This is a genomic window from Pseudomonas sp. S2_F03 (assembly GCF_054668335.1).
In genome coordinates this window covers 6,113,914-6,140,397 of sequence record NZ_CP162759.1, presented here as the reverse complement: position 1 = coordinate 6,140,397, position 26,484 = coordinate 6,113,914, and the positions used below count along the sequence as shown (strand labels likewise).

At 60.4% G+C, this 26,484-nt stretch carries 19 protein-coding genes and 4 pseudogenes; 6 read left to right on the top strand and 17 right to left on the bottom strand.

The features are described from left to right. Positions 1-509: 509 nt before the first annotated feature. From AB4N76_RS28885 to AB4N76_RS28875, 3 genes are all read left to right on the top strand, one after another. Positions 510-3,572, top strand: a complete 3,063-nt coding sequence (locus AB4N76_RS28885; RefSeq protein WP_460163888.1) for an ESPR-type extended signal peptide-containing protein — start codon at positions 510-512, stop codon at positions 3,570-3,572. Further along, entirely contained in the window at positions 3,529-3,903 is a 375-nt protein-coding gene (locus tag AB4N76_RS28880; RefSeq protein ID WP_460163887.1) for a YadA-like family protein, read from the top strand. Before AB4N76_RS28885 ends, AB4N76_RS28880 begins: the two co-directional genes overlap by 44 nt. A gap of 69 nt (positions 3,904-3,972) precedes the next feature. Continuing rightward, complete coding sequence (locus AB4N76_RS28875) at positions 3,973-4,422, top strand: outer membrane protein assembly factor BamE (RefSeq protein WP_077430150.1); 450 nt, start codon at positions 3,973-3,975, stop codon at positions 4,420-4,422. Positions 4,423-4,560: 138 nt separating this feature from the next. Here the strand turns inward: AB4N76_RS28875 and AB4N76_RS28870 are convergent, their stop codons facing one another. After that, a complete protein-coding gene (locus tag AB4N76_RS28870) occupies positions 4,561-5,703 on the bottom strand; it encodes an EAL domain-containing response regulator (protein WP_460163886.1) in 1,143 nt (380 codons plus the stop codon). A gap of 218 nt (positions 5,704-5,921) precedes the next feature. Here AB4N76_RS28870 and AB4N76_RS28865 point away from each other — a divergent pair. After that, a pseudogene (locus AB4N76_RS28865) lies at positions 5,922-6,928 on the top strand (Ldh family oxidoreductase). Between the two features lie 32 nt (positions 6,929-6,960). Here the strand turns inward: AB4N76_RS28865 and AB4N76_RS28860 are convergent. The 16 genes and pseudogenes from AB4N76_RS28860 to AB4N76_RS28785 form a co-directional block, all read right to left on the bottom strand. After that, the gene (locus AB4N76_RS28860; RefSeq protein ID WP_460163885.1) at positions 6,961-8,541 is read right to left on the bottom strand and encodes an aldehyde dehydrogenase (NADP(+)); all 1,581 of its coding nucleotides are present in this window, start codon (positions 8,539-8,541) and stop codon (positions 6,961-6,963) included. A 26-nt stretch (positions 8,542-8,567) separates the two neighbouring features. Next, positions 8,568-9,965, bottom strand: a complete 1,398-nt coding sequence (gene abaF / locus AB4N76_RS28855; RefSeq protein WP_046027191.1) for a fosfomycin efflux MFS transporter AbaF — start codon at positions 9,963-9,965, stop codon at positions 8,568-8,570. Between the two features lie 71 nt (positions 9,966-10,036). Beyond that, on the bottom strand, positions 10,037-10,954 hold the full coding sequence (locus tag AB4N76_RS28850; RefSeq protein ID WP_046027192.1) for a dihydrodipicolinate synthase family protein: 918 nt from the start codon (positions 10,952-10,954) through the stop codon (positions 10,037-10,039). A 125-nt stretch (positions 10,955-11,079) separates the two neighbouring features. Continuing rightward, positions 11,080-12,108: a trans-3-hydroxy-L-proline dehydratase gene (locus tag AB4N76_RS28845; protein ID WP_460163884.1), complete on the bottom strand. Its 1,029-nt coding sequence runs from the start codon at positions 12,106-12,108 to the stop codon at positions 11,080-11,082. 133 nt (positions 12,109-12,241) lie between these two features. Next, positions 12,242-12,964, bottom strand: coding sequence for an amino acid ABC transporter ATP-binding protein (locus AB4N76_RS28840; protein WP_046027194.1), 723 nt, complete (start codon positions 12,962-12,964; stop codon positions 12,242-12,244). Then, positions 12,957-13,608: pseudogene (locus AB4N76_RS28835) on the bottom strand (amino acid ABC transporter permease). Before AB4N76_RS28835 ends, AB4N76_RS28840 begins: the two are co-directional and overlap by 8 nt. 10 nt (positions 13,609-13,618) lie before the next feature. Further along, a complete protein-coding gene (locus tag AB4N76_RS28830) occupies positions 13,619-14,284 on the bottom strand; it encodes an amino acid ABC transporter permease (RefSeq protein ID WP_046027196.1) in 666 nt (221 codons plus the stop codon). Further along, positions 14,277-16,055 (bottom strand): cis-3-hydroxy-L-proline dehydratase, encoded by a 1,779-nt coding sequence (gene lhpI, locus AB4N76_RS28825; RefSeq protein ID WP_460163883.1) that lies wholly within the window; start codon positions 16,053-16,055, stop codon positions 14,277-14,279. Before lhpI ends, AB4N76_RS28830 begins: the two co-directional genes overlap by 8 nt. Positions 16,056-16,065: 10 nt before the next feature. Next, positions 16,066-16,884, bottom strand: a complete 819-nt coding sequence (locus AB4N76_RS28820; RefSeq protein ID WP_046027197.1) for an ABC transporter substrate-binding protein — start codon at positions 16,882-16,884, stop codon at positions 16,066-16,068. 231 nt (positions 16,885-17,115) lie between these two features. After that, positions 17,116-17,865 carry an AraC family transcriptional regulator gene (locus tag AB4N76_RS28815; RefSeq protein ID WP_046027198.1) on the bottom strand — a complete coding sequence of 250 codons (750 nt, stop codon included), beginning with the start codon at positions 17,863-17,865 and terminating at the stop codon, positions 17,116-17,118. A 74-nt stretch (positions 17,866-17,939) separates the two neighbouring features. Beyond that, positions 17,940-19,197, bottom strand: a pseudogene (locus AB4N76_RS28810) (FAD-dependent oxidoreductase). Beyond that, positions 19,194-19,430: a (2Fe-2S)-binding protein gene (locus AB4N76_RS28805; RefSeq protein ID WP_109787173.1), complete on the bottom strand. Its 237-nt coding sequence runs from the start codon at positions 19,428-19,430 to the stop codon at positions 19,194-19,196. Before AB4N76_RS28805 ends, AB4N76_RS28810 begins: the two are co-directional and overlap by 4 nt. After that, positions 19,423-20,538: an NAD(P)/FAD-dependent oxidoreductase gene (locus AB4N76_RS28800; RefSeq protein ID WP_460163882.1), complete on the bottom strand. Its 1,116-nt coding sequence runs from the start codon at positions 20,536-20,538 to the stop codon at positions 19,423-19,425. Before AB4N76_RS28800 ends, AB4N76_RS28805 begins: the two co-directional genes overlap by 8 nt. Next, positions 20,535-21,466, bottom strand: a pseudogene (locus AB4N76_RS28795) (4-hydroxyproline epimerase). Before AB4N76_RS28795 ends, AB4N76_RS28800 begins: the two are co-directional and overlap by 4 nt. Positions 21,467-21,579: 113 nt before the next feature. Next, the gene (locus tag AB4N76_RS28790; protein ID WP_046027847.1) at positions 21,580-22,251 is read right to left on the bottom strand and encodes a GntR family transcriptional regulator; all 672 of its coding nucleotides are present in this window, start codon (positions 22,249-22,251) and stop codon (positions 21,580-21,582) included. A gap of 180 nt (positions 22,252-22,431) precedes the next feature. Beyond that, on the bottom strand, positions 22,432-23,091 hold the full coding sequence (locus AB4N76_RS28785; protein WP_460163881.1) for a lysozyme inhibitor LprI family protein: 660 nt from the start codon (positions 23,089-23,091) through the stop codon (positions 22,432-22,434). Between the two features lie 521 nt (positions 23,092-23,612). Between AB4N76_RS28785 and AB4N76_RS28780 the strand changes: the two genes are divergently transcribed. Together AB4N76_RS28780 and AB4N76_RS28775 are read left to right on the top strand one after the other, a co-directional pair. Then, positions 23,613-25,895, top strand: a complete 2,283-nt coding sequence (locus AB4N76_RS28780) for a phage tail sheath family protein (protein ID WP_460163880.1) — start codon at positions 23,613-23,615, stop codon at positions 25,893-25,895. 59 nt (positions 25,896-25,954) lie between these two features. Further along, positions 25,955-26,479, top strand: a complete 525-nt coding sequence (locus AB4N76_RS28775) for a phage tail protein (protein WP_077430158.1) — start codon at positions 25,955-25,957, stop codon at positions 26,477-26,479. Positions 26,480-26,484: the final 5 nt, after the last annotated feature.

Sequence of the window (26,484 nt, the reverse complement as noted above, 5' to 3'; positions counted from 1 at the left end):
CCGAAAGGCCGGTTGTTTTGACCGGGCCGGAAATCAATCACGGCATAAACTGGGTTTATGCCGGATTCGCCAGGAAACACCAAAACACTACAAAGCCGTTAACCTCCTTGTATCGCCCCTAGTGCCCCCTCGTTTTAACCAATAGAAGACTTCCTGCGATGCTCGCTCAGCGAAGCATGAATGGCTAAGTGTGCCTGATAGAAGAAACAGCCGCACTTGCACGTCAACTTAATTAAAACTATCGCGACCTAAGATTAACTCTATCAAGCGCCTCTCATTGATGTTCAGTTACACCATCCTATTGTTGGAGATGTAAGGCGAAAGCCAACTACCTGTAGGAAATTTCCTAACAAAAGCAGGTGGTTCAGTAGTGCGCCGAAATATGTTGGTGAGGTAATAACGCTCGGAAGTTTCCTACATTAAACACCAATGAACTTATCTACAGTCGCCCCATGGCCTCGGGTAGTTCATCTGTGGGCCCAAGCCCCCTCAGCAGGAAATGTAGCGTAATGAACAAAATATTCAGGTTGGTTTGGAATGCGGCACTCAATACTTGGGGTGTTGCTTCGGAACTTGCAACTGCCAAGACCAAATCCAATCGTTTAGGCGCCCCCCGTGACGCAACCACTGCCGCTGCGTCGAGCGTGGAACTGTTTATAGGGAGCGTTGCGGCCAGCGGCCACAAGAAGATCAATTCGGTAACTAAGCTTGCCGCTGCAGCATTGTTGTTTGGCGCCGGCTCCCTAAACGTTGCTTACGCAGGCAATACCTGTTTGATCAATGGCACATGGGTGACGGCGCCCACGGCCTCTGGGGACAATGCTCTCGCATGCGGCGAGAAAGCCAGTGCATCAGAGGTGGATGACCTGGCGCTGGGTAGTGGTGCGAACGCTAATGGCGCTATAGCTCCCGATGGGCACATAGGCGGCGCGATAGCCATCGGCAAGAACTCGAAGGCCCAAATGTACAACGCCATCGCGCTCGGGACCGGGGCGACCGCCTACGGGACGGAAACTATGGCAATTGGTCAAGGCGCAACTTCGGGAGTGAGCGGTAACACCAGTATCGTGAAATCTTTGGCCTTGGGTTTCTCGGCTATTGCGTCTGAAGGTTATACGGTTGCCATTGGTTCAGGCACCAAAGCCACCGGCTACAGTGCTGTCAGTATCGGTAATGCTCCGATTGCTTCAGGTGCGAATGCGGTCGCGATAGGTACTTGGACCACTGCATCGGGCTTCAACAGCACGGGTATCGGTTATCTGGCGGTGGCGAATAATTCGAGGGCCACTGCGATAGGTGAATCAGCAAAAGCTTCCGGGGCCAGCGCCATCGCACTGGGTACTGGTGCTCGTGCCGAGGGCACAGCCAGCATCGGTATCGGCGATCTGAACGTAGTCACCGGCAATAAATCAGGTGCCATCGGGTCCGGAAGCTCTGTCGGTTTTAGCGGCGTATCTGGCAACAGCAGCTACAGCCTCGGCAACGGAAACGTTATCGCGAATAACAACACATTCGTGGTCGGTAACAACATCACCACCACGCAAGACAACAGCGTAGTGCTCGGCAACAACAGCACCGACAGGGCCGTCGTAGCCACGCCCACCGGCATCATCAACGGCACGACCTACAACTACGCGGGCGGGTCACCCACCGGCGTGGTGAGTGTGGGGTCGGTCAACGGCGAGCGCCAGATCATTAACCTGGCGGCTGGCCAGGTCAATTCCACCAGCACCGACGCCATCAATGGCAGCCAGCTGCACGCGACCAATCAGGCCATCGCCGCTGTCGACGCTGATGCGGTCAAGTATGACGACGGCACCCACAACGCTATTACTCTGGGTGGCACTACCTACGACAACAGCACTCACACCGGCGGCACCCGTATCACTAACGTGGCGGATGGCAAGGCGCCAAGTGATGCGGTGAACTTCTCCCAATTGACCCAAACCAATAACAGCATCACCACTCTGGGTAATTCGCTGACCAACCTCTACGAGACCGGCACCAAGTACTTCCATGCCAACTCCACCGGCACCGACTCGGTAGCGTCAGGTCAGGATGCAGTGGCGATCGGCATGGGCGCGGTAGCGAGCCACGACGGCAGCGTTGCATTGGGCGCAGGCTCGGTAGCAGACGGCAGCACCTTGGGGCACAAGGCTTATCTGGTCGCAGGGACTGCAACAGGCGAAGTAAACATCGGCGACCGCCGCATCACTGGCCTCTCCGCCGGTGCAGACGATGCCGATGCGGTTAACGTCGAACAATTGAAAGCCGTCGCTGCGGGCGCCGCTGCCTCTGTGGCCGACGTGGTCAAATATGACGACAGTACCCATAACACCATTACCCTGGGTGGCAATACCTACGACAGCAGCACACACACGGGTGGCACCACGATCACCAACGTGGCGAACGGTGTAGATGACAGCGATGCGGTGAACATGTCGCAGCTCAATCAAACCAATAACCAGGTGAGCAACAACACCACCAACATCACAAGCCTCAAAAATGACGCACTGCTGTGGGATACCAGCCTGGGGGCTTTCAGTGCCAGCCATGGCGGTGTCACCGTTAACAAGATCACCAACGTGGGTGCGGGAGATCTGAGCGCCAACTCCACGGATGCGGTCAACGGTTCGCAGTTGTATGCCTTGGGCCGACAGGTTACCGGCATCGATAATCGGGTAACGACTATCGAAAACAGCTTCAACACCATCAACAACGGTGGGGGCATCAAGTATTTCCGTGCCAACTCCTCGGGTGCTGATTCGGTGGCCAGTGGGGCAGAGGCGATTGCCATGGGGCCGAATGCCGTAGCGTCTGGCGCAGGCTCCGTGGCTTCGGGGAACGGTGCGAATGCGGCGGGCAATGGGGCTGTTGCGGTGGGCGAAGGGGCCAAGGCTTCTGCCAATGGCAGCGTAGCGTTGGGTAACGGGTCCAGCGATGGCGGTCGTGGTACTGAAACCTATACCGGCAAGTACTCCGGTGCCAATAACACCACCGCAGGTACGGCCTCCATCGGCAACGCAGCAACGGGCGAAACCCGCACACTCAGCAACCTCGCGGACGGTAAGGAAGCCACCGATGCGGTTAACCTGCGTCAGCTTGATGGCGCTGTGGCCGAGTCCAAGAAGTACACCGATGACTCGATCAGCTCGATCAACAACTCCGTTGCGAATCAGGACAAACGGGTAACCGACGTCGACAACCGTGTGACCCAGGCAGTGACGAATGTCACTAACCTGCAAAAAGGCACCGACGGCATGTTCCAGGTCAACAACACGAGCAACCTGGCAAAACCGTCAGCGACAGGCGACGACTCGATGGCCGGTGGTGCGGGTGCCAAGGCATCAGGCAAGAACAGTTCGGCCGTCGGCACCAACGCTATTGCCGCGGGTAACAACTCGACGGCAATCGGCAATGGTTCCACCGCCAAGGCGGACAACTCGGTAGCGCTGGGTGCCAACTCGGTGGCTGATCGCGCCAACAGCGTTTCGGTAGGTGCTGCGGGCAACGAGCGACAGATCACCCATGTGGCCGCCGGCACGGCGCTCGACGGACGCGGTCAACCTTAGCCAGTTGAACAAGGGATTGGCTGACGCCACCAACAACGCCAATGCCTACACCAATTCGGTCTACAACTCGCTGAACAAAAATATCAAAGAGCTGGATAGCGACTTGAGTGCCGGTATCGCCGGTGCCATGGCCATGGCCGCACTGCCTCAGCCGTATACCGCTGGAGCAAGTATGACCTCCGGTTCCTTGGGCACCTATCGCGGGGAATCGGCGATGGCGTTGGGCGTGTCGCGGATCTCCGATAACGGCCGGTGGGTCACCAAGATGCAAGCCACCACCAACACCCAGCGCGACTTCGGCGCATCGGTGGGTGTGGGTTATCAGTGGTAACCCTTTCACGTTGATCCAGAGCCCGGCGCAGGCCGGGCTCCTCTTCCTATTTATCGTGTCGAGAATCTTATGCAAAAGCCCAATACATCACTGGTGAGCCTGTTTCTGAGCGCGTGCCTGGCCGCGACGCTGGCAGGTTGCGGTACCAATCGAAGCCATGTTGATGATCATGGCAAGTCCAGTGCCCCAGTGTTCCCGGCGCTCAAGGATGCCAGCCGTACCGAAGGCAGTTATGTGAGCGTGGAGAACTTGCGCAAGGTCGTGCCCGGCCTGACCAAGCCGCAGCTTTATGAACTGATTGGTTTGCCGCACTTCTCCGAAGCGATGTTCAACGTTCGCGAGTGGGACTACCTCTTCAAATTCCCACGGCCCGGAACACGCGAGCCAATGGTTTGCCAGTACAAGGTGATGTTCGACGACAATAACGTTGCGCAGTCGTATCTGTTCTTGCCGCCATCCTGTGCCCAGGTGCTGAACATCAATGCCGAGGAGGGCGCTGCTGCTCCTGTCTCCCAATAGCGTTGAATTTAGCGCCACTGCCTGCTGAAACAGTGCTGCAAAAAAGAAGGCCCCTATGGGGCCTTCGTCGTTTCTGGCGTTTGCACGGGGTTCATGGGAGAGATGCAGGGGATAGACGCGACAGCAAATCTGCGCTGCTCATGGGGCTGGCATAAAAATATCCTTGCCCCTTGAACAACCCAGATCAAGCAGCGTGTCTCGTTGCTCCAGGGTTTCGATCCCCTCGATGACAACTGACATGCCCAATGAGTCGCCCAGTGCGAGCGTGCTGCTGATAACTGCCTGGCAGCGTGGCTCGTGCAAGGTGCGCACGAACTCGCCATCCAGTTTGATTTCGTTGAACGGCAACTGGCACAAACGCTTCAAGGAGGAAAATCCGGCGCCAAAGTCATCAATGGACAGTTGGCAACCCATCATGCGAAGCCGAACCAGTGTTTCAAGGCTGGCCGCTGTAGCGTCCAAAAGCCCGCCCTCGGTCAACTCAAACGTCAGGCCATCGCCTGGCAGGTCGAAGTGATCCAGTATCGATTTGATCCGCTGCGTCAGTTGACCGCCCACCAGTTGAGACGTTTGCAGGTTGAAAGCGAAATTCAGGGCGATGTCTTTTTCGCGCAATTGTTTCTGCAGCGCCAAGGCCTGGTTCAACTGGTCGAACAGCAATTCGTCCATCATCTCGCACCGCTCAAGCGTCGGCAGGAAGACCGCGGGCGATAAAATGCCCTTGATGGGGTGTAGCCACCGGGCGAGTACTTCGACGCCATACATCTCGCCGGTACGCAGATTGATTTTTGGCTGGTAATACGCCTTGATCTGATGGTCACGCAAGGCCTGGGTGACTTCCTGGCAATCAGGCAGGACCAGGTCCGGGGCTCGACTGGAGGGCTTGTATGAGCTGGCCGAGTACTTCTCCAATAACGGTGCCAACACTTCCGGTTGCAGGGGTTTGCCGACATCGCCCAGTAACTGCATACCCAACAAAGAGATAATTTTCTGTACCGAATACCGCAGATCCAAAGACATCGAACTGCTGATGATGATCGCGCCGACCAAATTGGAGTGGCTGGCCTGCTGCAAGAATTCCAGGCCATCCATGCCATTCATTCGCAGATCGCACAGCGTGATATCCACGGCGCCCACCTGTTGTAACAGTGCCAGCGCCTGTGATCCGTCTTCAGCCTGGAAGATCTCGGTGCACCCCAAATGTTGGAGTACCTTGACTGCAAACGCTCGCTGAAAGGGATGGTCCTCAAGAACCAGTGCGCGGAGCGAAGGTTTATTCATCGCAAATGATCTTCATTATAGAAATATGGCCTGATAGTGCCGCACTAGAGGCCAACACTTTGTAGGCATGAAGCCACTGATGTGTAGGAAAAATCCGAGTGATCGCTTGGTGTAACGGCACCACGGGTATGCCCAATTCGTCATCAATCTTGCCTAAAGCGCTCAAGCCGCAACGCTTGGAATGGGCCAGTCTGGACGGTCTGTCCAAGGAGTTGATTATGATCCGACTGTCCCTGATCGAAGCCCGCACGCTGGCCGAATCGATCCTGCTGCACAACGGTTTCAACGCTGCACACGCCCAAGCGGTAGCCGCCACGGTGATTGCTGGCGAGCGCGATGGCTGTGCCTCCCATGGTTTGTACCGAATTCTGGGCTGCGTCAATTCGCTGCGCGCCGGCAAAGTGCGGGCCGATGCCGAGCCGCAGGTGATCGATCAGGCCCCTTCGATCGTGCGTGTCGATGCGGCGGGTGGGTTCTCGCAGCTGGCTTTCCAGGCCGGTATGCCGCTGCTGGAGGAGAAAACCCGGGCAAACGGAATTGCGGCGCTGGCCATTAACCGCTGCGTGCATTTCTCTGCACTATGGGTGGAGATCGAACAACTGACCGCCGCCGGCCTGGTGGCGCTGGCCTGCAATCCGAGCCATGCCTGGGTCGCGCCTGCGGGGGAAGCCAGCCCGTGTTCGGCACCAATCCCATCGCGTTCGGTTGGCCGCGTGCGGGTAAAGATCCATTCGTGTTCGACTTCGCCACCAGTGCGATTGCCCGTGGCGATATCGAACTGCATCGGCGTGCCGGCAAGCCGATCCCCGAAGGGTGGGGAGTGGACGCCGACGGGCAACCGAGTACCGATGCCAATGTGGTGCTCGATGCCGGCGCGATGTTGACGTTCGGCGGGCACAAGGGCTCGGCGCTGGCCGCGATGGTGGAGCTGATTGCCGGGCCGTTGATTGGTGACTTGACCAGTGCCGAATCGCTGGCCTATGACGCTGGCAGCAAGTCGTCGCCGTACCATGGCGAGCTGATCATCGCACTTGATCCGCGACGTTTTCTCGGCGAGGCCACCGAGCAGCACCTGGCGCGTGCCGAAACGTTGTTCGAAAGCATACAAGGGCAAGGTGCCCGCTTGCCGTCGCAACGGCGATATGAAGCGCGGGCGCGCAGTCTGGTGGAAGGGGTGCAAATCCCGCAGGCCTTGTACAACGACTTGAAGGCATTGCTGGATTAAAAGAAGACGGGCGCCCATGGCGCCCGTTCGGTTTACAACTGTTCGCAGTGGTTATGGCCATCGACCAGGCGATTGATCCCCAGCGGGTTGGCGTTTTGAAGCGCTTCGGGCAACAACGCATCCGGGCAATTCTGGTAGCAAACCGGACGCAGAAAGCGCTCGATGGCCAAGGTGCCGACCGATGTGCCACGGGCGTCGGAAGTGGCCGGATAAGGCCCGCCATGCACCATCGCATCGCACACTTCAACACCGGTCGGGTAGCCATTGAACAGCACGCGGCCGACCTTTTGTTCCAGCAGTGGCAGCAGTTCACCATGGGTTCGCAGGTCGCCAGCCTCGGCAATCAATGTGGCCGTAAGCTGACCGTGCAGGCTGTGCAGCGCTTGGTGCAGTTCTGCCTTGTCGGCCACTTCGACGATGAGGGTGGTCGGGCCGAACACTTCTTCCTGCAACAACGGATCACCATCAAGCAGCAGATTGACGTCAGCCTTGAACAGCTGCGGTTGAGCTTGATTGCCTTGTTGGACCTTGCCGGCCAGATGACTGATACCCGGATGGCGCAGCAGGGCTTGCACACCCGTGCCGTAGCTGGCGAGTGTCCCGCTGTTGAGCATGGTTTGAGCCGGCTGCTCGTTCATCAAGTGACTCAGCCGCGCGGTGAACGCACTGAACGTCGAGGAACGAATGCCAATGACCAGCCCCGGATTGGTACAGAACTGACCACAACCTTGGACTACCGATGCCACCAGCTCGCTGGCGATTTTCTCGCCACGCACTTGTAGCGCTTCGGGCAACACCACTACTGGGTTGATGCTGCTCATTTCGGCAAACACCGGGATCGGCTGCTTCCGGGCGGCGGCCATATCGCAGAGGGCGCGACCGCCCTTGAGTGAACCGGTGAACCCCACGGCTTGAATGGCCGGATGCTTGACCAGTGCTTCGCCGACGCCGGCACCGTAGATCATGTTGAACACGCCGTTGGGCATGTCGGTTTGCTCGGCGGCGCGCAGGATCGCATCGGCCACCCGCTCGGCGGTCGCCATGTGCCCGCTGTGAGCCTTGAACACCACCGGGCAACCCGCTGCGAGGGCCGCTGCGGTATCGCCGCCGGCGGTGGAAAAGGCCAGCGGGAAATTGCTCGCACCGAACACCGCCACCGGGCCGACGCCGATCCGGTACTGACGCAGATCGACCCGTGGCAGCGGCTGACGCTCGGGCAAGGCCCGGTCGATGCGCGCGCCATAGAAATCGCCACGGCGCAGAACCTGGGCGAACAGACGCATCTGGCCGCTGGTGCGCCCACGCTCGCCTTGTATGCGCCCGGCAGGCAACGCCGTTTCACGGGTTACCAGCGCAACGAAGTCATCATCCAAGGCATCCAGTTGCGCGGCGATGGCCTCAAGAAACTCGGCGCGCCGACTCGCCGACAGAACCCGAAATGCCGGGTAAGCGGCAGCGGCCGCTTGGGCTGCGGCATCGACTTCCTCGCCCGTGGCCTGCATGAACGAATAGGGCAGCGCTTCACCGGTGCTGGCGTCATGGCTTCGCAAGGTGACAGTACCGGCGGCGCTGCGCGCACCGCCGATGTAGTTGTGGCCGATGATCTCGGGCATGGAAAACTCCTGTAGGGGAAGGGGGATCAGGCCAGCGAATCGCCTCGGCGAGTGGTGGCCGGTTCGGTGCTGTCCAGGCCAGCAATCCGCGCCGCGGATTCACTGTCCACCTGATGCAGCGACTTGCCACGGGTTTCACGCGTCAGCCCGACGGCAACTATCGAAATCAGCGCGGCGCCGACCAGGTAGAAAGCGATGGGTGTCGAACTGTTGTACTTGTTGAGCAGGGTGAGGGCGATCAGCGGGGCCAGCGAACCGGCGAAGATCGGCGCCACCTGATAGCACAGGGACAGCGCGGTGTAGCGCACGTGGGTCGGGAACATCTCGGCCATCAGCGCCGAGTAGGGCGCATAAGTCATCGATTCAATGGCCAGGCCCAGGGTAATGGCCGCCATGATCAGCCAGTTGTTGCCGGTATCCATCATCGGGAAACCGATAAAACCCCAGAACGCCGTGAGCACCGCGCCAGTCAGGTACACCGGTTTACGCCCGACCAGGTCAGACAGATACCCCATCAGCGGGATCAGGAAGAAGTGCAGCAAGTGCGCGCCGAACATCAGCAACAGGATCTGTGACGTGTCCTTGTGCACCACCAGTTTCAGGTAGGTGATCGAGAAGGTCACGACGGTGTAATAGAGGATGTTCTCGGCAAACCGCGCACCGATACCAACCAACACGGCGCGCCAGTGGTGACGCAACACTTCGACCACACCCAGTTGCTGATGCTTGTTTTGCGCCTGCCGGGCCTGGGCTTCCTTGAAGATCGGTGCGTCATCGACGCTGGTACGAATCCAGTAGCCGATCAGCACCACCACCGCCGAGAACCAGAATGCAACGCGCCAGCCCCACGCGAGGAATTGTTCTTGCGACAGGGTCGACGACAACAGCAACAGGGCGAGGGTGGCCACCAGGTTGCCGGCCGGGACACCGGCCTGCGGCCAACTGGCCCAGAAGCCTCGACGATTGTCCGGACAATGTTCGGACACCAACAGAATCGCACCGCCCCATTCACCGCCAAAAGCGAACCCCTGAATCAACCGCAACAGCACCAGCAACACCGGCGCTGCATAGCCGATCTGATCGAAACCGGGCAGGCAACCCATCAGGAACGTGGTGATGCCGACCACCACCAGACTCAGTTGCAGCAGACGCTTGCGGCCGAATTTGTCACCGTAGTGACCGAACACCAGGCCACCCAACGGACGGGCGAGAAACCCGACGGCGTACAAGGCGAAGGCGGCGAGGATGCCGTCGACCGGGTTGCCGGTCTGGCGAAAGAACAACTGGCCGAAGACCAGTGCCGAGGCGGTGCCGTAGAGAAAGAATTCATACCATTCGGCGACGGTGCCGGCCATGGCGGCGGCCACGACGCGCTTGAGTCCCGAGGGTGTGGTTGCGCTGGACGAGCTTGGGGGATTGGACATGCTGACGTTTCCTGTGGGGGCGCAAAACAGGCAGGCCGGTTCGGGCCCCTAAGGGCCCGCCCGGCAATCACTCAGAGACCGACGTCCGGCAGCTCCGGACGGTTGGCCAGGGCCTTGGCCATGATCTGCTCGACGAACACGCGGTCAGCTTCCGGCAGGGCCAGGCGTGGTGGACGGGTCAGCGCGCTGCCGCGACCGGCGATGGCTTCGCACAGCTTGATGCACTGCACCAGGTCGGCACGGGCGTCGAGGTGCAGGATCGGCATCAACCATTCGTAGATCGGCATGGCTTCGGCGAAGCGACCGGCCTTGGCCAGGCGGAAGATGGTTTCGCCTTCTTTGGGGAACACGTTGGACATCCCCGAGACCCAGCCTTCGGCGCCCACCGCAATGCTTTCCAGCACCACGTCGTCGAGACCGGCGAATAGCACAAAACGATCACCGACTTCATTGCGCACGTCGATGAAACGGCGCGTGTCGCCGGAAGAATCCTTGAAGCACACCACGTTGTCGCAGTCGGCCAGGGATATCAGGATGTCCGGGGTGACGTCGTTTTTGTAGATCGGCGGGTTGTTGTAGACCATCAGCGGTACGTCGGCGTTTTTTGCCACGTAACGGTAATGCTCGGCGGTTTCGAACGGCTTGGAGCCGTAGACCAGTGCCGGCATCAGCATGACGCCGTCGACGCCCACACGGCGTACTGCGTTTGCGACTTTGGCGGCGGCCACACTGGTGAACTCAGCTACTCCGCAGATCACCGGAACGCGACCGCGAGCGGCGTCGACCGCGACTTCGGTCACGGCGATTTTTTCTTCGGCGGTCAGCGAGGTGTTTTCCCCCACGGAACCGCACACCACCAGGCCCGACACGCCGTCACGGATCACGTTGGAAATCACCTGATGGGTTTTTTCCAGGTTGATGGAAAAGTCGTCGTTGAATTGAGTGGTCACCGCGGGGAAGACGCCACTCCAGTTAATGCGTTTGCTCATTGTTGCCTCCGATGGGTTCGTTCGTATTTCGTATACGATATTGCAAGTGGATAAATTCGGCTAGCGCTTTTTTCGGGTTTCAAGGGGTTTTTGCTAGCCGTTGGTCAGTGTTTCGACGGCAGGGATCAGGCGCCAGGCCAGGTGTCAGACAGTCGGTAGCCTTGTGGCCATGGATCGCTCGGATCGAGCAGCAACTGATGAGTCCCGGTGATCCAGGCTCGTCCGGAAATACACGGGTAGATCGCCGGTCGACCGGCCACCTCCGTCAGCGAATCGATGCGGCAGTGGAACTCGGAACCGATGATCGAGCGGCCAATAAAACGATCGCCCACCTGCATCAAACCCTTGGCTTGCAACACCGCCATGCGCGCCGAGCAGCCGGTGCCGGTGGGTGAGCGGTCGATTTTGCCGGGTTGAATCACCACCGCATTGGCGCCGGTGGCGATGCCGGTTTCATGGACGATCGGCGCGGCGATCTGGCAGAAGGAAATGTGCGACCACTCGGGGTTCAGCGGATGCACGAAGCCCAGTTGTTCGTTGGCCGCCCAGGTGATTTTCAGCCCGGCCTCGACCAGGTCTGCCGCCTCGTCGGGACGGATGGAAAAGCCCAGGCGCTTGGCATCGGCGATCACAAAACTGTCGCCACCGTACGCGGTATCGACTTGCAATGAGCCTAGGCCTTCGACTTCGATCCACGCATCAAGACGGTCAGCGAAGGAGGGTACGTTCTTGATTTCCACCCGCTCGACCTTGCCATCGCGGCAATCGGCGACGGCCTCGATCAGCCCGCCCGGGGCTTCGAGTACCAGCCGGGTTTGCGGTTCGGTCATTGGCAGAATGCCGGTGTCGAGCAACACCGTGGCGACGCACAGCGAGTTGGAGCCGGACATCGGTGGGGTGTCTGCCGGTTCCATGATGATCCAGGCCATTTGCGCCCGTGGGTCCTTGGCCGGCACCAGCAGATTGACGTGGCGGAATACTCCCCCGCGTGGTTCGTTGAGCACGAAATTGCGCAGGGTTTCATCCCGGGCGATCCAGCGAGATTGTTCCCACACGGTGGCGCCTGGTGGCGGGGCAACGCCCCCAACGATGACATCACCGACTTCGCCTTCGGCGTGGCAGCTGACGACATGTATGACTTTCGATGAGCGCATGACTTGATCCTTTTGTTGCCTGTTAGGGCCTCATCGCGGGCAAGCCCGCTCCCACAGGTTTGCGGGTGTACACAAAATCGGTGGCAGACACCGATCACTGTGGGAGCGGGCTTGCCCGCGATGGGGCCGTCGGTTATTTCACTGACTTAAGGAAGGCCGCCGTTTCCGCATGCACCGGGTTGCCGATAACTTGCTCGGGCGTGCCGATCTCGTGCACCAGGCCATTGCGGAAAAACGCCACGCGGTCCGACACGTCGCGAGCGAAGCGAATCTCGTGGGTCACCAACACCATGGTCATGCCGTCTTCGGCGAGCATGCGCATGGTGTCCAGCACTTCGCCCACCAGTTGCGGATCGAGGGCCGAGGTGGCTTCGTCGAACAACATGTAATCCGGTGACATGGCCAGGGCGCGGGCGATGGCCATGCGCTGCTGCTGACCGCCGGACAATTTGCCGGGAAAGGCCTTGAGCTTGTCACCCAACCCCACGTGGGTCAGTTGCCGCACCGCCAGCTCCTCGGCTTCAGCCTTGCTTTTGCCGAGGACTTTGCGCGGCGCCAGCATCACGTTCTCCATCACGGTCAGGTGCGGAAAGGCGTTCCATTGCTGGAACACGATGCCGATCTTCTGCCGCAGGCGATTGAGGTCGGTGGCGCTGTGGTGAACCTCGACACCGTCCACGCGGATATTGCCTTTCTGAATCGGCTCCAGGCCGTTGATGCACATCAGCAGGGTCGACTTGCCCGAGCCCGAGCCACCGATGATCGACACCACTTCACCCTTGCTCACGGTCAGGTTCACGCCCTTGACCACCTCCAGGTTGCCGAAGGATTTGTGTACGTTGTCGATCTCAATCATTTTCTTGCCACCTTCTCTTCCAGACGAGCGCCAAGGCGGGCAACCACCAGGCTCATGACGTAATAGATGAGGCCCGCGATGCACAGCACCAGCAACGGTTCCTGGATGCGGGTCACGATGGTTTGCGAGGCGCGCAGCAACTCGACGATGCCGATCCACATCACCAGCGCGGTGTCTTTCATCACACCGAGCACGAGGTTCAGCCAACCGGGAAACGCTACGCGCGTGGCGATCGGCAGGACGATCCAGCGCAGGTCCTGGAAGAAGCTCAGGCCCAGCGAGCGACTGGCGCGGCGCACGGTAAACGGCACCGCGAGCACACCACCGCGCACGATCTCGGTGAAGTACGCGGCGGCGTAGACCCCGAGCACGATGCAGCCAACGCTGAAAGCGCTGATGTCCAGACCGACGATGCTCTTTAGCGAGTTGAACAGCACAAACTGAATCAACAGCGGCACGCTGCGAAACACGTCCAGCACCCAGGCCAGCGGCAGGCTGGCGCGTGGCAGCAGCGCCCGCAACAAGCCGAACACCAACCCGGCGACAGAGCCGAGGATGATCGACCAGAACGTCAGTTGCAGAGTGACCCAGGCGCCATTGAGCAGAAACTGCAGGTCATTCCAGGAAAAACTGGTGGTAAACATGGTCAGGTCCTCAGTAACGGAACAGCCGCCAGGCCATCAGCCGGGCCGTCGCGACGATCGCCTTGGCAATCAGGTAATACAGCACCGCGGCAATGGCGAAGTATTCGAAGGTGCGGAACGTCTTGACGTTGAAGTCCTGGGTCACCCCGGTGAGGTCATTGTTCAGGCCGACAATCACCCCCAGCGAGGTCATCAACACCGCCCATACCATTTGATTGCTCAACGGGTAGAACACGATCCGCAGCAACTGCGGGACGATGATCATCCGGTAGGTCTGGAAGGCACTCATGCCCAGCGATCGCGCGGCCCGCACTTGTGTGCCGGGCACAGCCTTGAGGCCGCCGCGGAAGTTTTCCGCGAGGTAGCCGGCGTTGTTGAAGGTGATCCCCGCCAGCAGGGCGAACCAGGAGCTGACATGCAACTCCAGTGAGCCAAGGCCGAAGTAGAGGACGTAAACCTGAAACAGCGACGGGGTGTTGCGGGCGATCGACACCCAGCCGTTGCCGAAGCCGCGCAGCACCGGGTTTTTGGCTTCGCGCATCACCGTCAGGGCCAGGGCGATGAGCACTCCGAAGATCATCGACAAGGCGGCGGTTTCGAAAGTGACCACCGCCCCGGCGAGCATGTCCGGCAGGGCGCGCAGGGCCGAGCGCCATTGGAAGGTGTAATCAAACATGCGCAGTGTTCTCCAGGTGAACAGCCGGTTGCAGCCAGGCGGGCAGGCGTCCGCTGGCCGTAGCGCTGCAGGCTGCATCGACGCATTCGGCAAGGTTGGCGAAGTGCACCTTTCGACCGACCAGGCCGGGTGCGTAATGGGCGTATTTGCCCGAATTGGTCATCAAGGTTTTGGCGTCCAGCGGGATCACCGGTTCACCGAGCATGCACCAGCAGGTATCTGTGACGAGGGTTGCGCCGAAGGCTTCGATCACGCTGATGTGCCCAGCCTCGCGCGCCTGTTCCAGCACCGCGCGGCCGCAGGTGATGGCAAGGACCACGTCGGGATGCTTGACCCGGTTGAGACACAGTCGCGCCAGGTGAGCGAACTCGCTGAGGGAGAAATGCGGATTGCCCAGCGAGACCACATCCACCCGGTTCTCACGCGCACTGTTGAGCTTGCGCCAACTGTGCAGCAGGTCCTTCAGGCGAATGGTTTCCACCGGCAGGGTTTGATCCGGCTCCAGAACCTGTGCCGGGTCGAGGGCTTCCGGGGTGACACCGGCGATATGGAACAACGGTGCGGCAGAGGTGGTGGCAAACGCCGCGCCGAAGGCTTTCAGGTCATCCAGGCTTGGCGTGCGCCGTTCCAACCCGTACACCAACGGAATCCGGCTGCCCGCCAGCGCGCCGATGTGATAACCGAGCAGCGGATAGAACGCGTCATCCAGTTCACCCAATGCGGGTAACTCAATGTGCAAACGGGCTTTGCGTTGAGCGTCCAGATGGCAGCCAATCAAGGGCGCGCGGCCGGTCAGGGCGATGCAGATATCCAGGTAATCCGGGTACTTCAGCGTCCGTGCACCGAGCACACTGTTGGCGTAAACCACGGCGTTGGATTCGGCCCAGACGATCTGTTCACCGGCCTTCGGCGCGCTGTCCAGCAGGTAGGGCGCACAGGTAAAGCTCAGCTGCGCCCCCATTGCCATGTAGGCATCACCCAAAGCGCTGGCCGGTACGCCAAGCGCGGGATCGATGCCCAATTCTCGCCAACGACGCTGGTCGACGGAGATTGAATTGAGGGTCGTCGGCACCCGCACTTTTGCACCCCACTGCACCAACTGTTCGGCAAACCGCAGACTGGCCGGGCCGGTATAGATGCAGCCGTCGATGTGCGCCTGAGTGACATCCACCAGGCATCGGGCACCTTGCAGTTCGGCCATGCGCAGGACGATTTGCATGGCAATTTGTGCCGCCTTGCCATGCTCGCCATCGAGCAGCGCCCGGTCGAGTACAGTGAGCTCGATCGAGGCGCTTGTTTCGACGGTTTGCGATGAATTTTCGAATGCCTGCCAGGCATCGCCGGGCAGGTGTTCGAACAGTGTCACCGATGAATTCTCGACCCGGGCAAACGCCTTGCCGCGCAAGGCGGCGAAGGCCTCCTGACCGATGCACAGCACCGGCAGGGAACGCTCGAAAATGGTCTGCGCCACCAGCACGCCCAGGGTCAGAATCTCATCGGGTTCGGCCAGCACCAGTGCGGCCGGTGCGTGACCATTACTGATCAACTCCATCAGGACACTGCTGCCAGTGCACGAGCCGCGACCGCTGGGAATGGCCAGCACACGACCGGCCAAATGCTCGCCGCTGAGCGGGTGATGACGGTCGATGACCTCACCGCTGAACGGGTCAACGCCGCCCCAGAAACTCAGCCCGACATCGGCGAACAGCAGGGCGCCTTGTGCGGCGCCCGCGACCAGACTGCGACCGGAAAGGGAAGTGGCCCCAGGCATGCCGGACATCTTAGTAGTAGACCTTGGGCACGGTCAGGTCGGAAGGCTTGATCTCGGTGCCGACCCATTTGGTGAACAGTTCCTCGTAGCGGCCGCTACGGACTTGCTGGTTGACGAACAGGTTCAGGTAGTTGAGCAGGCCATACTCGTTACGCTTGGCACCCAGGGAGACATAGTCAATGGTGTACGGTGCGTTACCGGCGACCTTCAGGTTCTTGTATTTGCCCGACTTGATGGTGGCGGCGGCCACGGTATTGGTGACGACGGTTGCGTCGATGTGGCCCTGAGCGACGGCCAGCAACGTGTCGTTCTGCGACTGATACGCGCGGAAAGTGCCGCTGCCCCAGTTCTTCACGTCTTTTTCCAGGGCGATGGCTTCATAGGTGCCGCTGGTGTTACCCAGGGGTTTGCCTTTGATATCGGCGAAGCTGTTGATGCCGGTGTTGTCGCGGGTCAGCACCACCATCTGGAAGGCAAAGTACGGCACGGTGAGGCCGACAGTCTTGGCCCGTTCCAGGGTGTCGGAGGTTGACGCAACGATCACGTCGGCGCGCCCGGAGATCAGCGCCGGAATGCGGTCAGGAAAGGGGGTTTCAACCACTTCGGCTTCGACCCCGAGGACTTTCGCCAGGTCGCGGCAGTAGTCCACGTCGAACCCGGCCGGGTTGTTACCTTCATCGCGGAACCCCATCGGCGGGAAGTCCAGGGTCACGGCGCAACGCAGCTTGCCCGAACCGATAATATCGTCGAGCTTGTCAGCCTGGGCGGTGGCGATGAAGGAAGTGCTGAGGACAGCGCTGAGGGCTACGGCAAATGCGGGGTTTTTCATAGAGGCCTCGTTGTGGTTGTAGTGTCGTCAGATATCGTATTGGGGATTTCGTATACGATATTAACAATAGCAATGGACGTGCCTGTTTTCCTCCCGAGACCAGAATTAATTTCCAGCCCTTGAATCAGACGGGTTGCGCGACGATGAGTCGGTAGAGGCGAGAGGGTGCGGATCAGGAAGGTGTTACAGAAGGGAGCACAGTCGCCCCATGACGCGCCTTAAAGGAACACCTTAACGGCGGCTGTCGCGGTATTGGCTCGGCGCCAGGCTGGTCAAGGCGCGGAACTGTCGGCTGAAGGCACTGTGGTCGGTGTAACCACAGCGCAGGGCGATCTCGGTGATGGGCAGGTCGGTGTGCAACAACAGCCGCGAACCTTCTTCCAGCCGGGCCTTGTGAATCATCTGCCGTGGCGTGAGCTGGAACACGCGTTTGCAGTGGCGCTCCAGTTGCGCCACGGAATACCCGGCAATCGCCGTCAATTCGGCGAGGCTGATAGGGCGGGCGAAATGCTTGCGGATATGCGCGTCCACCGCAGCGAGTTTCGGGAACGCCGGATGGCTGGACTGGGGAAGTTGCAGGTCGCGGGAGATGCCCGCCAAGCCAACGATGCGGCCCTGTTCATCGTGCAGGGCCAGTTTGTGGGTCAGGCACCACATTGGCTGATTGCCGAAATACAGATGCAGTTCGAGTTGATCGGCCAGTTCGCGGCCGGTGGACAGCACGCGCCGATCCTGTTCGGTGTACAGCGGGCCGTAACGCTCGGGAAAGACCCTGTCGGCGGTGAGCCCAAGCAACTCGTCAGGGTGTTTGAAGCCGCAACGTCGGGCCAGGGTCTGGTTGACGAACGCGTAGCGGGCCTCGCTGTCCTTGATGAAAAACACCACGTCGGACAGGGTGTCGAGCAGCGGCGCAATCGGCTGCAAGCTGCTCAACAGGGTTGGCAGGTCACAGGGTTTGAACGTCGTGAGCGAGGCATACATGGCGCTGGGCGTCTGGTGGCAATGCCGAGGATCATAAAGACTCGGGCCGGCTATCGAAAGCCCTGGCCCGGTATTCAAACGGGCGGGTTGTCGTCCAGGCACAACAAGGTCTCGATCCGTGCCGGGCTGAACGGCGGGCGTGGCACCGAGGGTTGCCAGCCGAACAAGTGCTGCAAGGCGCCGCCACACACTCGACCCTGACAAGCGCCCATGCCGCAGCGGCTGGCCAGTTTGGCTTCGCGCCAGTCCGCGTGCCCGGCGAGCGCCGCGTAGGGTACGTCTTCGCAGCGGCATAGCAGGGTGTCGGGTTGTGCCAGCGACTTGAGTTGCGGGCCGAGCGCGAATGCCTGGTTCAGCGCATTGGCGAATCCCTGCCACCGCGCGCGCCGAGAGAACAATGCTTGAGCCGCCTGACGGTCGTCGACCGCTGCGTATCCCGCAATCGCACCTTCGACCAACGCCAGTTCACTGCCACCGAACCCCGTGCATTCTCCCGCCGCATAGTGGTCAACGCGGCGGGTGGCTTTGCCAGGTATCGACCGCGAGGGCGTGGCCATCGAGATCACAGCCCAGGGCCTGGCCAATTTGAGTGTTGGGGATCAGGCCGAAGCCACAGGCCAGGCGATCACATTCCAGTTCGACGATTTTCCCTTGCTGTTGCAGGCGCACGCCTTCCAGCCGCTCGGTACCCAACGCCGCCAACACGTGGGTGCCGGTGCGGTAATGGCGATCGAACAACGTGAACGACTGCAGCAGTTTGTTGGGCCAGCGCGGCAGTTGTGCGGCGAACCCGGCGACTGCCGCCGTTGAAGCCTGCTCGGCGATGCGCAGCACCCGGGCACCCTTGTGTTTTGCGGTCGCGGCGCTGGCCAACAACAACGGCCCGCTACCGGCGATCACCACGCGTTCACCCTGTACCGGCAGGCCGCCCTTGATCAATGCCTGAAGGCCGCCCGCACCGGTTACGCCGGGCAGTGTCCAGCCGGGGAAGGGCAGCAGCAACTCACGGGCGCCGGTGCACAAAATCAGTTTGTCGTAGGCAATCAGCCAGCCACGATCAGCATCTTCGACCAATAATTGCTTCGGCCCGGCGCAGGCGATCACCCGGGCCCCGGAATGGACGCGGATGTTGTCGTAGCGCTGCAGTTGATCACGCAGATCACGGGCCAGCGTCGGCAAATTGGCCTGAGGCCCGTCGCGCCAGATTTGTCCGCCCGGCGCGGGGTTGTCGTCGAGCATGACGATACGTGCACCGCCAGGCGCGGCGGCGAGGGCGGCGGCCATACCGGCAGGGCCGGCACCGATAATCAGCACGTCGGCGTATTCGCTCATGTGCGCGTCTCCACTTGCATGCCGTCACGGCACAGTGTCTGGCAGGCCAGACGGCGTCTTCCGTCGATGGTCACCCGGCACTCCTGGCAAATACCCATGCCACACAAGGGCGCGCGGCGTTGGCCACTGACCGAGGTCCGACTGCAACCGTCGCTTCCCAAGGCCAGCGCGGCCGCGACACTGGTGCCTTCGGCAACGCGCAGGGAACGGCCATCGAGCATCAATTCAGGCATAAACGGGCTCTCCCAGAAAACGCTGCGGCAGATACGGATGCGCAGCGAGCGGCGGTGTTTCGTTGAACAGTTGCGCGACCAGCAAATCGGCCGTGCCGGGGGCCGTGGTGACGCCCAGTCCTTCGTGGCCGACGGCCAGCCACAAGCCCTTGCGCTTTGGGTGCTGACCCACCAGCGGTAAGCCGTCGGGGCTGACGGCGCGAAAGCCGGTCCAGGCGCGGATGCCATTGAGCTGCGCCAACCCCGGCATGTATTCGATCGCACGCTTGAGCATTTTGGCGAGCATCCAGCCTTCGACCTGCGGGTCAGTGGTGCCGAATTGCCGCGAGGCACCGATGAACAATTGCCCGGTCGGACGCGGTTGAATGTTGCACGCCGTCGAGGGGCCCGAGGCGTTATGGGCACTGGTGACATAGCCGAGCTCCACCAAGGTGTGCGTGACCTTGGCGGGGTAGCGGTCGGTGATCAGCAAGTGGCCTTTCTTCGGTTCGATTGGCAATTCCGGGCATAACTCGTTGGCCTGAACGCCGTTGGCCAGAATCACGGCTTCGGCACTCAGCCAGCGACCGTCATCCAGGCGTACACGGTTGCCATCGACTTCACTGACTCGCGCCCGCAGCTGCTGGATGTTCGTCGTGTCGAGCATCCAGTAGGCCGTCGCCGGGGCATAGAGAATACCGTCGCCCTGGATCAACAAACCGCCTTCCAGGCCCTCGCGCAACTCGGGTTCGCGCTCGCGCAACGCACGGCGGCTAATCAGTTCACAGGCAACTCCTTGAGCTTGAAGGTTCAGGTATTTGCTGTGGGCGACCGTCATTTCTTCGGCGTTGGCCGCCAGCCAGAGGGTGCCGTTGCTGCGGTAGGCGCAGCCGTCGGGCAGATCCGGCCCGTGTTCGCGCCAGCGTTGCAGCGAATATTGACTGAGGGCCAGTTCAGCCGGGTTGTCGTCCAGGACCAGCAGGTGCCCCATGCCTGCCGCTGTCGCACCGGGGATGCCGGCGTCCACCACCAGCACGCGCAAGCCACGGCGGGCCAGCGCCTGGGCGCAGGCGGCGCCGATGATGCCGGCGCCAATCACGATTACATCGGCGATCAGGCCTTCACTCACGGGCGAATGCCCCAAGCGAATGGATCGTCCTGTTCGATGATCAGGCTGGCTTCGGCGCTGATGTAGGCACGACCGCGAATCGTCGGCACGATGCGCTCGCCCTGAAGTTCGTATGAACCCTCGAACTCGCTGCCGATGACGCTGGCCTGGCGCCAGATCTGTCCCGGCTGCAATTTGTCGTCAGCCGCCAGGCACGCCAGTTTGGCACTGGTGCCGGTGCCGCAGGGTGAGCGGTCGTAGGCTTTGCCGGGGCAGAGGACGAAGTTGCGACTGTCGGCGTGTTCGTCATCGGCGAACAGTTCGACGTGATCGATCAGCCCGCCGTCTTCACCGCGAATGCCCTGGACTTCCAGCGCTTGCTGCACGGCAAAGGTATACGCGGTCAATGCATCGAGGTTGTCACCGGCCACACGCAGGCCATGCTCGGCGATCAGGAAAAACCAGTTGCCACCCCAAGCCACATCGCCGACCACCGTTCCAACACCTGGCACTTCGAGCGCCAGCGCCTTGCGGTAACGGTAAGCGGGCACGTTGCGTACGCTCACTGAATGGTCTTCGTGCAGCGTTGCCTGCACTGTGCCCACTGGCGTTTCGATGCTGTGTACGCCCGGGCCGATCTTGCCCATATGGGCCAACGAAGCCACCAGGCCAATGGTGCCGTGGCCGCACATACCCAGATAACCGCTGTTGTTGAAGAAGATCACGCCGGCACACGCGGTCGGATCGACGGGCTGGCAGAGCAGGGCGCCGACGAGTACGTCGCTGCCCCGTGGTTCGAGCACACACGCGGCGCGCCACCGATCATGCTGCTCAGCCAGCCGCTGCCGACGTTCGGCCATGCTGCCGGAACCCAGGTCGGGAAACCTGCCGTCACCAGGCGGGTAGGTTCGCCGCCGGTGTGGGAGTCGATCACGCTGATTCGTTTCATAACAGGGCCACGTCCGTTCAGATGAGTGAACGAAAGAGTGGCCCGTGCGGGGGGCGCCGGCTTGATGGTTTTATCCAGCGCCGATGACGATATCGGCACAGTGCGGCGAGCGGTTAGTGATGGTGCGGCAGGTGCTCGAACAGCGTCTTGCAGACCCCGGCAATGTGCTCGTCGAGCAGCTTCACCGCCAGGTCCACGTCGCCGGCGCGACAGGCCGCCAAAATCTCCCGGTGTTCATGATCGGCGCGATCCTTGCCGGCCGAGAGGCTCATCTGCATGCGCAGGTAACGCTCCAGTTTGTCGTTGACCGAACGAATCAGGCCGACCAGAAACGGGCGTTGCGCCGGTTCGTAAAGGCAGGAATGCAGTTCCCAATTGAGCTCGGCCCAGCGTCCCACGTCATCTTCGCCGATGAATTCCTGGCAGATACGTTCGGCACGGGCGAAGGTTTCTTCGGTCATGTTAGGGATGGCCAGGCGCAGCACTTTGTCTTCGAGCAGCATGCGCACTTCGAACATCTGCGCCAGTTCTGCGTCGGACACCCGCGTCACCATCGCCCCGCGATTACGCTGGAACATCACCAGGCCTTCAGCCTCCAGGCGTTTGAGCGCTTCGCGCACCGGGATCTTGCTGACGTTGAACTGCCGCGCGATGTCGTCCTGGCGAATTGGCTCGTCCTCGTCAAAATGCCCCGCGACGATAGCGTCCCGCAGATGGCGAGTGATGATTTCCGACGTCGAAGGCGCATTGCCAAGGTCTGGAGCATTGAATTTGGTTTGGGTCACGGCGGCGGTCGTTCGGAATGAGTTGTAGATATGGTATACGAATTTTGCCGGGTGTTGCTCAACCGCACTGTCGATGGCAAATGGCTTACGCAATGGGTCTTGGTCATGGAAATCGAGCAGGTGGACGACCGGCAACAAGGGGGAGGAGGGATAACTACAATCCCTGGACAGGCAGAGCCCTCAGCCAACCGGCTCGGCCGTACAGCTTACTTCCCCGGCACCAGGCTTCTGGAAATAGACCCCGTTTTCGTTTTGCCGAAAGCTGTAGTTCCCCTGGTAATTCTTGCCGGCGTATCGGGTTTCAAAATCACTTTGCACCTGGTTCAGGGTGACCGATGCGTTCGCCCATTTCAGGTAAACCACGCCTGGCTGCGTATTGAAAAATGTCGCAGTCATCAAGTCGCTAAGCCCGGTACAACGGAACGCCTGGGGGCCTTCGGTCAGTCTGTCTGGATCCTTGGTTCTCACAATGGCCGAGCCTTGGCGGAGCTGATACGCACGTTCGGCATAACTGCGGATCGCGCATGCCTTGGACTCCGGTCCGGAGCCACACTGGTTGCGGGCCTCGATCCAGAATTGCTGGTCGATCATGACTTTGTTTGCGGGTGGCACCGAATGTTCATCTGTGAGCGCCAGGCGATAGAGACGCATCAGTTCAATATCCATTTGCGCCAGTTGCGGATCGCGGCAGATGAGTTTCTCGACGGATGCTTTTGTGTCGGCGCAGTCGAAGCTGGTCTTGAAGGTGCGCGCAGGTGACGCAGCATTCGCGCAGGAGATCGTGACCGCGCATACGCCGGCAACATGCAAGCAGGTGAAAAGGGCCGTGAGCGTTTTCATGTTGACGTCACCCGGATCATTTTCTGTACGGGGCTTTTCTGTACGGGACTATAACCTCAAGCGAGAGAAGTTCCATCCAGCTACATCTTAACTGAGCGATGAAAGTGGGGGCTTCGCTGATTTTAATGATGTCTGGCTATTAGCGTTACAACAAAACAGTCATTGGGCTTTTACAGTTAATTATTGTTTTACTTCGACGCTTTATAACTATTGGGTATTGGCTTTTGGCGGCAGCCCTTTAAGTTCAGGTGCTTATAGAACTAAAAATATCAATAAGCCATTAGCTAAAGATGGAAATGCTTGAATTTGCGTAATAAAAAAAACGATCTATAGCTATCCATACCTTTCGGATCGTGGGCTGTCAGTTCCCATAAGAATTATGAACTGCGTCCAGGTCATCAACGGTTTCCGGGCAGTGGATGGGTTCGGATGTAGTTGTGTTGGTTGTGAGGCGACGTTGTATCTGCCTCTGAAGGGATTTGGCCATCAACCTCCTGCATCCAGCCCGGAAAGGATCCGTCATGCCTGCCCAACTCAGCTATCCAGGCGTCTATATCGAAGAACTTCCCAGCGGCGTGCGGACCATTACCGGCGTCGCGACCTCGGTGGCTGCCTTTGCCGGTTCGGCGCCACGCGGGCCGATCAACAAAGCCCAGCACCTGTTCAGTTTCGCCGATTACGAGCGGCGCTTCGGCGGCTTGGCAGTGGATTCCGAGATGGGTTATGCGGTCCGGCAGTTCTTCCAGAACGGCGGTACCGAGGCCTACGTGGTGCGTATCGTCAAGGACGCCAGTACAGCCAGCAAAACCTTGCAGAACACAAACCCGATCGATGTACTGAAGGTCGAAGCGCTGGACGAAGGCGCTGCGGGTAACGGTATCGAAGTACGGGTGGATCACCTCACCATCAACCCTGGTAGCTCATTCAACATCACGTTCATCCGCGCCTCGGATGGACGCGCCGAACGCTTTGAAAATCTGTCGATGAACTCGATGGACGCCCGCTACGTGCTGGATCAGGTCAATGCGGTTTCTCAGTTGGTCAGCGTGAGTCGGGTGGTCGGTCAGGCAGCACTGGACGGGTTGGCAGCCGGCACTTCGCGCGGTGCCAGTCTGGCCGATGTGACGACCCTGCTGGACGCTAATCACAACGAGTTTCGGGTCAGCGTGAACAATCTACCGCCGGTCAAGGTGCTGATCGCGCTGCCGGCGGATATCGCCGGTGGTACGCCGACCCAGCGTCTGGATTCACTGTGTGGCGCAATCCAGGCCAAAGTCCGGGCCCAAGCGAACAGCCAACTGGCCTACCAGAACTTCACCTGTGGGCGGCCGGCCGCTACGCAAACGATCCTGATGACGTCCGGTGTCGGCGGTGAGTTCTCCAGTGTGCGGGTGCTGCCCGGGCAGAAAAGCAATGCCAGTGCTGCGCTCAAACTTGGCAGTGAAGCAGGTGGAGTGGAGGTCGATGCGGTCGGGGCAATCCGTCCGGTGCCGGTGCCTGATCCTGCGACCCTGACCAGCGATACCTTCGCTGCCAACGACCTGGATGCTCTGCCAGATGCGACCCACACGGGCCTTCGCATCAGCCTCGATGGCAATTCCGATGTGATCGATATCGGTGACGCGGGGGCGGTTGGCGCCAATCTGGCCGCCAAACTGACGGACGTCGCCGCGCGGATTCAGGCCGCGGTGCGTGCGCGTAAACCAGGAGATCCCGCCTACCGCAACTTTACCTGTGCAGTGGCCGGCAGCACCCTGGTCCTGGCCACCGGCACCCAAGGCGCGGCCTCAAGTATCGCGGTCTCGGATTCGCCGCTGAACAGCATCGCCAGCCAACTGCATTTGCTGGCGGGCTCGCTGACCACCCAGCCGGTGAACGTCACCCTGCAAGGCGGCAGTGAAACAGCCTATGCCGCCGCGGATATCTATTCCGCCTTCATTGCGGACCGTGACACACGCAAAGGGTTGTATGCCCTGGAAGAAGTGGACCTGTTCAACATCCTCTGTCTGCCGGGTATCACCGACACCGGCGTGCTGATGGATGCAGCGGCTTACTGTGAGGAACGCCGGGCATTCTTCGTGATCGACTCGCCACCAACCGCTGTCGATCCGCAGCAGATGGTGGCGACGGTTTCCGGCACCGCGTTGCCAAAATCCGATCACGCCGCCGTCTACTACCCCTGGGTCTACATCGCCGACCCCCTGAAAAACGGCAAGTTGCGCCTGAGCGCACCCTGCGGAACCGTGGCCGGGCTTTACGCCCGCACCGATGGTGACCGTGGTGTATGGAAGGCACCGGCCGGCACTGAAGCCAGCCTGATCGGGGTACAGGCGCTGAACTATCAATTGAACGACCGCGAGAATGGCAGTCTCAACCCGCTGGGGGTCAACTGCCTGCGCAGTTTTCCGGTTTACGGCGCGGTGTCCTGGGGTGCCCGGACCCTGCGCGGGGCTGACCAGATGACCTCCGAATACAAATACGTGCCGGTGCGCCGACTGGCCCTGTTCCTGGAAGAAAGCCTGTATCGCGGCACTCAATGGGTGGTGTTCGAGCCCAATGATGAGCCGCTCTGGGCGCAGATCCGGCTCAACCTCGGCGCCTTCATGAACAGCCTGTTCCGCCAGGGCGCCTTCCAGGGCAAAACGCCGCGCGAGGCCTATCTGGTCAAGTGCGATCGTGAAACCACCACCCAGGACGACATCAATCGCGGCGTGGTGAATATCCTGGTGGCTTTCGCTCCGCTGAAACCGGCGGAGTTCGTGGTGATCAGGATCCAGCAGCTGGCTGGGCAAATTCAGGTGTGATCCAGGCAGCGGCCACCCGGGTGGGTGGCCGCTGAATCGCTGCATCAGGGAGATATGCCATGGCTCAGTTCACGGTCAACGCCCAGCGTTTCGATCCTTACAAAAACTTCAAATTCCGCGTCAAGTGGGACGGTCGCTATGTCGCCGGCATCAGCAAGGTATCGGCACTCAAGCGCACCACTGAAGTGGTCAAACACCGCGAGGGCGGTGACCCCAGCAGCAGCCGCAAATCGCCGGGGCGCACCGAGTTCGAGGCGATCACCCTGGAACGTGGGGTGACCCACGATGCCGATTTCGAGCGTTGGGCGAACAAGGTCTGGAACTTCGCTTCCGGCTTGGGCGCGGAGGTGTCGCTCAAGGATTTTCGCAAGGACATCATCATCGAGCTATACAACGAGGCCGGCCAATTAGCCCTGGCGTACAAGGTGTTCCGCTGCTGGGTCAGCGAGTTTCAGTCGCTGCCGGACCTGGACGCCAATGCCAACGCCGTCGCCATCGCCCGTCTGAAGTTGGAAAACGAAGGCTGGGAGCGCGATTACGAGGTGGTCGAACCGAGCGAACCAAGCTTCAACGAGCCGAACTGACGAGG

Bases quoted from the DNA above. Each gene is read 5' to 3' on its own strand.
- AB4N76_RS28885 (WP_460163888.1), top strand. From the start codon at position 510: ATGAACAAAATATTCAGGTTGGTTTGGAATGCGGCACTCAATACTTGG.
- AB4N76_RS28880 (WP_460163887.1), top strand. From the start codon at position 3,529: ATGTGGCCGCCGGCACGGCGCTCGACGGACGCGGTCAACCTTAGCCAG.
- AB4N76_RS28875 (WP_077430150.1), top strand. From the start codon at position 3,973: ATGCAAAAGCCCAATACATCACTGGTGAGCCTGTTTCTGAGCGCGTGC.
- AB4N76_RS28870 (WP_460163886.1), bottom strand. From the start codon at position 5,703: ATGAATAAACCTTCGCTCCGCGCACTGGTTCTTGAGGACCATCCCTTT.
- AB4N76_RS28860 (WP_460163885.1), bottom strand. From the start codon at position 8,541: ATGCCCGAGATCATCGGCCACAACTACATCGGCGGTGCGCGCAGCGCC.
- abaF (WP_046027191.1), bottom strand. From the start codon at position 9,965: ATGTCCAATCCCCCAAGCTCGTCCAGCGCAACCACACCCTCGGGACTC.
- AB4N76_RS28850 (WP_046027192.1), bottom strand. From the start codon at position 10,954: ATGAGCAAACGCATTAACTGGAGTGGCGTCTTCCCCGCGGTGACCACT.
- AB4N76_RS28845 (WP_460163884.1), bottom strand. From the start codon at position 12,108: ATGCGCTCATCGAAAGTCATACATGTCGTCAGCTGCCACGCCGAAGGC.
- AB4N76_RS28840 (WP_046027194.1), bottom strand. From the start codon at position 12,964: ATGATTGAGATCGACAACGTACACAAATCCTTCGGCAACCTGGAGGTG.
- AB4N76_RS28830 (WP_046027196.1), bottom strand. From the start codon at position 14,284: ATGTTTGATTACACCTTCCAATGGCGCTCGGCCCTGCGCGCCCTGCCG.
- lhpI (WP_460163883.1), bottom strand. From the start codon at position 16,055: ATGCCTGGGGCCACTTCCCTTTCCGGTCGCAGTCTGGTCGCGGGCGCC.
- AB4N76_RS28820 (WP_046027197.1), bottom strand. From the start codon at position 16,884: ATGAAAAACCCCGCATTTGCCGTAGCCCTCAGCGCTGTCCTCAGCACT.
- AB4N76_RS28815 (WP_046027198.1), bottom strand. From the start codon at position 17,865: ATGTATGCCTCGCTCACGACGTTCAAACCCTGTGACCTGCCAACCCTG.
- AB4N76_RS28805 (WP_109787173.1), bottom strand. From the start codon at position 19,430: ATGCCTGAATTGATGCTCGATGGCCGTTCCCTGCGCGTTGCCGAAGGC.
- AB4N76_RS28785 (WP_460163881.1), bottom strand. From the start codon at position 23,091: ATGAAAACGCTCACGGCCCTTTTCACCTGCTTGCATGTTGCCGGCGTA.
- AB4N76_RS28780 (WP_460163880.1), top strand. From the start codon at position 23,613: ATGCCTGCCCAACTCAGCTATCCAGGCGTCTATATCGAAGAACTTCCC.
- AB4N76_RS28775 (WP_077430158.1), top strand. From the start codon at position 25,955: ATGGCTCAGTTCACGGTCAACGCCCAGCGTTTCGATCCTTACAAAAAC.